This window comes from Parasphingorhabdus sp., assembly GCF_036964675.1.
Taxonomy (GTDB): Bacteria; Pseudomonadota; Alphaproteobacteria; order Sphingomonadales; family Sphingomonadaceae; genus Parasphingorhabdus.
This window is the reverse complement of sequence record NZ_JBALTF010000018.1, coordinates 26,607-31,086: the sequence shown is the minus strand read 5'-3', so window position 1 is coordinate 31,086 and position 4,480 is coordinate 26,607. Positions and strand designations below refer to the sequence as shown.

Sequence of the window (4,480 nt, the reverse complement as noted above, 5' to 3'; positions counted from 1 at the left end):
GCTGTTGGCGCTTCTGAAACATGGACCGCGCCGCCGCCAATCAAGGCCCCGCCGCAAGTGCAGGCGCATAATTTTGCCAAAGCCATCCGTACCGACATAATCTCATCTCTCTTCCGCTGTAGAAGCGATTAGAAAGTCAGCTTTCCTATGCCAACCGCCCTTTTCGCTATCTCGACATGGATCAGAAAGACAGAAGAAATGGTAAATAACAATTGAATTAACCCTGTTTGCAGGTGCGAAAGGGGAAAATGTCTTAACAGCTGGCATCAAGCAACGGTTAATGTCCCGAATTGGAACCATTAGCGATGGATTTCTTGGAGAATTTCGAGAAATATGAATTTTTTGGTGCAATATGCGAGAACCAAGCTCCATCCAGGTCCACAAGGCTATGCGGCACACCATCTTATTTTTATCCGAAATTTTCCAATTTTTAAATTATTGGATAAACAGCGATTTTCCGCCTTGTTTCCAATAAGTCCGCTGGGTATAGGCCCGCTCTATATATGGTCCAGCCCTCCGGATTCGGCCAGGGCATGATGTTTGGAGAGTATGTTGGCATCCTCGGTAAAAAAAGCATCCGCAAAAACTGGCGCAAATGGCACAGATGTGGCCCTGCCAGATGGCTATGAACCGACCGAAGACGAAGAGTTCATGAACGAGCGCCAGCTCGCTTTCTTCAGGCAGGCCCTGAAAAAATGGAAACAGGAAATCATCGACGAATCCAAGGAAACTCTCGCCCATTTGCAGGACGGTCCGATACAGGAAGCGGACCTCAATGACCGGGCGTCGAGCGAAACTGATTGGGGCCTGGAGCTCAGGACCCGCGATCGTCAACGCAAGCTGACATCCAAAATCGATTCGGCACTGCGACGGATTGAAGACGGCGAATATGGCTATTGCCAAGTTACCGGCGAACCAATTTCGCTCGACCGACTAAAAGCCAGGCCAGTAGCAACGATGACGGTCGAAGCGCAGGAAGCGCATGAACGCAACGAGAAAATATCCCGAGATCAGTGATCTAATTTCTTGCTCCAGCGGGAAACTTAACATTTTGGGCTTCTTACCGTCCGGAAACCTCAAATAACCGCTAAAACCGGCCAAATTCTCTGCGAGAAAAAGTGGTCGATATTAACGAAATTTGCACCAATTTCGCCTTAATGCTGCCTTTGCTACACATGCATTTACATTTAACGACTGCGGGAAGCTCATGAAAGAACCATTTGACGATAGTCTGAAAATGAACAGCCAGGCCCTTGGCCACCCGAAACGCGAGCTCGATCGGGACAGTCTGTTTCTGAAAGCAGAATTACGCTTCGTTGATGGGGATGACTGCGGCGAAGTACGGATTCGCAATCTGTCAGCTGGTGGTCTGATGGCGGAAGCAACGGTACTCACCAAACGGGGTGACAAGGTTCAATTGGAACTGCGCAATATTGGTCGCGTCACCGGACATGTCGCCTGGGTCGCTCAGGGTAGATTCGGCGTCGCATTTGATCATCCGATTGATCCAAAGCTCGCGAGGCAGCCAGTTGGTCAGAATAAATCGGAATTGCCGCGCTATCTGCGTCACCCGGCCCAAAAAAACCCGCCTTTGCGCAACGGACCAGGCACCCGCTAGACTGCGGATCAAACTTCAACATTAAGCTTGATTAGATTTCAGTCCCTGCATAGGACCCGTTAATCAGTCGATTAAACGGGAGCAAGACATGGCAGGACCACTAACCGGTATCAATATCATTGAGTTTGCCGGGATCGGTCCCGGACCCTTTTGCGGCATGATGCTCGCCGATCAGGGAGCCACGGTGACCGTTCTCCATCGTCCTGGCAAAGCCCCGGATCCCCGGCTCTCTTTGTCCCGCTCGCGCAATTTGGTAGCGATTGACCTGAAATCGGACGAGGGGATTGCGACAGCGCGCGATCTGGTAAAAAATGCCGACGGACTGATCGAAGGTTTTCGCCCCGGGGTCATGGAGCGTCTCGGGCTTGGCCCGGACGTGTTGCTCGCGGACAATCCTCAGCTGGTCTATGGCCGGATGACGGGTTGGGGCCAATATGGCCCGCTCGCCTCTGCAGCGGGACATGATATCAACTATATTTCCATTTCTGGTGCGTTGCACGCCTTCGGTCGTGCCGGCGAGAAACCGACTCCACCGATCAATATGGTCGGCGATTTTGGCGGTGGCGGCATGATGCTGGCGTTCGGCATGGTTTCCGCCCTTCTTCATGCCAAAACCGGTGGCACCGGTCAGGTGGTTGATTGTGCGATGACCGATGGGTCTGCCACTTTGATGGCGATGATTTTTGACTTTCACAACGTCGGCCAATGGCGGGATGAACGGGGTGTCAATTTGCTCGATACCGGTGCACATTTCTATGACAGCTATGAGACGGCGGACGGGAAATTTATCTCGATCGGATCAATAGAACCGCAATTTTATGCAGAACTGCGGCAAGTGGCGGGCCTTGCAGAAGATAAAGATTTCGACGCGCAAATGGATATCAGGCAATGGCCCGCGCTGAAGGAAAAACTGACCGATCTGTTCAAGACCAAGACCCGCACCCAATGGTGCGACCTGATGGAAGGAACAGACATTTGTTTTGCGCCTGTCCTGTCACTGACGGAAGCAAAGGAACATCCGCACAATGTCGAAAGACAAACCTTTGTTGATGTCGATGGAATGATGCAGCCGGCTCCAGTGCCGCGTTACTCGGTTACGGTTTCGGATCCGCCCAAGCGTCCGGTTTGAGCAGTGGCCGTGATCCTGTCCGCATAACGGGGTCCAATGGGTAATTGGCCGCCGTCCTGCAATATTACAAATCGCTTGCGCCCTTTACGGCGAACTTCGGCGATACAGTCACGCCGGACGATGGTCGAGCGGTGCACGCGGACGAACAGGCTGTCCGGCAATTGGCGTTCCAGCGAGCGCATCGATTGATGCACCAGATAGCTGCGCCCCGGCAAATATAGCCGCATATAGTCTCGCTCCGCTTCGACCCACTGGATATCCGCAACATTCAGCTGCAGTGCCCCAGTGCCATCCTGCACCCAAAGACGTTTGGCGATATCTGGTTCCCGGTCGGTCGCACCACGCGCACGATTGGCAATAGCGCGCTCGACGGCCTCGCGCAGCAAGGACTCCTTGACCGGCTTCAAGAGATAGTCGGTCGCTTCGAGTCGAAACGCCTGAACCGCATATGTGCTATGCGCTGTCGTAAAGATAATCTCCGGCATCCGCGCGAGACCCTGGCAAAACTCTGCCACTTTGAGTCCGGAATAATCGGGCATGTCGACGTCGAGCAGCACAATATCGGGTTGTCGCTGCCTGATTTTCTCCACCGCCTGGCGACCGCCATTGGCCAATTCCATTTCCCCGAACAGCCGGGTCCGTTCACAAAGCGCCTTGAGCCGAGAGCGGGCGAGCGGCTCATCATCAACAATCAGGACCGATGGCGGCTTTTTGGCCATTCTCAGATATCCTCAAATATCATCGACGGATCGGGTAGAACTATGGTTGCAATGGCCATTCCGTCCTTGCTGTTCGCCAGAAACAACGACGCATTTTGGCCATATAAAGCTCTCAGCCGGTTATGGATATTGGTCAGACCGGTCCCGGTACCGCCAGTGCGATCAGGCGGTTGCGCAGCAGGGATTTTTATCCTCCCGTCATTGGCGACGCTGATGCGCAAGCGATCACCCTCAATCTGTGCGGAGATAATGATATTGATCGGCTGGTCCGTTCCTGACACGCCAAATTTGACGGCATTTTCGATCAGCGGCTGGATGATCAAGGCCGGTATGCTCCAACCATTTGCGGCCGGGTCGATGTTAACAATATAATGCAGCCGCTCGGGGAAACGCACGCGCTCTATCTCGAGGTAGCGAACCTGCTGCGCAATTTCCTGTTCCACCGCAATCATATCCTCGGTGCCGCCGGTCAACACCGCCCGCATATAGTCGGCCAGGTCATCGACAAGTTTCTCGGCCTGCTCATTTTTCCGATCGATGATCAGGCTGCTGACCGAATTGAGCGCATTGAAAACGAAATGCGGATTCAATTGGTAACGCAGCGCCCGTAATTCACTCTCTCGGTTCACCCGCTCCAGCTGCCGACTATGCACCATCATCCGCTGCACGTCCTGACTGTGCGACAAGGCCAGATATAAAGCGCCCCAGCTGACCAGAATGAAATAGCGGGTCAACGCTTCATCCAGAATATAGGCCCAGTCGAACGACCTGAAATCGATCGGATCGAGCAGATAGGAAAAATCGAACAGGGCCGCCTCACGGTCAAATACGATCTGGTCGAGGATGGCGATGTAATTGGCCAGAATCATGGTCGGCAAGGTAAGCATGAATATCGCAGCGCCCATTCCGCTGCTGCGCACCGCAATCAGCAAGCGGTAGAGCAGCCAGGTGAAGGTGATACAGATGCTGGTCATCAGGATCCGCTGCACGAACAAGGCATCTGCGCTATCCTGG

At 53.4% G+C, this 4,480-nt stretch carries 5 protein-coding genes; 3 read left to right on the top strand and 2 right to left on the bottom strand.

Annotated features, from left to right (window positions below; all coding sequences use genetic code 11):
* Nucleotides 1-549: 549 nt before the first annotated feature.
* The 3 genes from dksA to V7665_RS05160 all read left to right on the top strand — a co-directional run bounded on the left by dksA (nucleotide 550) and on the right by V7665_RS05160 (nucleotide 2,747).
* Nucleotides 550-1,017, top strand: coding sequence for an RNA polymerase-binding protein DksA (gene dksA, locus V7665_RS05170; RefSeq protein WP_335663473.1), 468 nt, complete (start codon nucleotides 550-552; stop codon nucleotides 1,015-1,017).
* 190 nt (nucleotides 1,018-1,207) lie between these two features.
* Nucleotides 1,208-1,618, top strand: coding sequence for a PilZ domain-containing protein (locus V7665_RS05165; RefSeq protein ID WP_335663472.1), 411 nt, complete (start codon nucleotides 1,208-1,210; stop codon nucleotides 1,616-1,618).
* A gap of 88 nt (nucleotides 1,619-1,706) precedes the next feature.
* Nucleotides 1,707-2,747: a CaiB/BaiF CoA transferase family protein gene (locus V7665_RS05160; protein ID WP_335663471.1), complete on the top strand. Its 1,041-nt coding sequence runs from the start codon at nucleotides 1,707-1,709 to the stop codon at nucleotides 2,745-2,747.
* Here the strand turns inward: V7665_RS05160 and V7665_RS05155 are convergent.
* Nucleotides 2,705-3,466 carry a LytR/AlgR family response regulator transcription factor gene (locus V7665_RS05155; protein WP_335663470.1) on the bottom strand — a complete coding sequence of 254 codons (762 nt, stop codon included), beginning with the start codon at nucleotides 3,464-3,466 and terminating at the stop codon, nucleotides 2,705-2,707. The genes V7665_RS05160 and V7665_RS05155 overlap by 43 nt on opposite strands.
* 2 nt (nucleotides 3,467-3,468) lie before the next feature.
* A partial coding sequence (locus V7665_RS05150) for a sensor histidine kinase (RefSeq protein WP_335663469.1) occupies nucleotides 3,469-4,480 on the bottom strand: 1,012 nt, incomplete at its 5' end.

Bases quoted from the DNA above. Each gene is read 5' to 3' on its own strand.
- dksA (WP_335663473.1), top strand. From the start codon at position 550: ATGTTGGCATCCTCGGTAAAAAAAGCATCCGCAAAAACTGGCGCAAAT.
- V7665_RS05165 (WP_335663472.1), top strand. From the start codon at position 1,208: ATGAAAGAACCATTTGACGATAGTCTGAAAATGAACAGCCAGGCCCTT.
- V7665_RS05160 (WP_335663471.1), top strand. From the start codon at position 1,707: ATGGCAGGACCACTAACCGGTATCAATATCATTGAGTTTGCCGGGATC.
- V7665_RS05155 (WP_335663470.1), bottom strand. From the start codon at position 3,466: ATGGCCAAAAAGCCGCCATCGGTCCTGATTGTTGATGATGAGCCGCTC.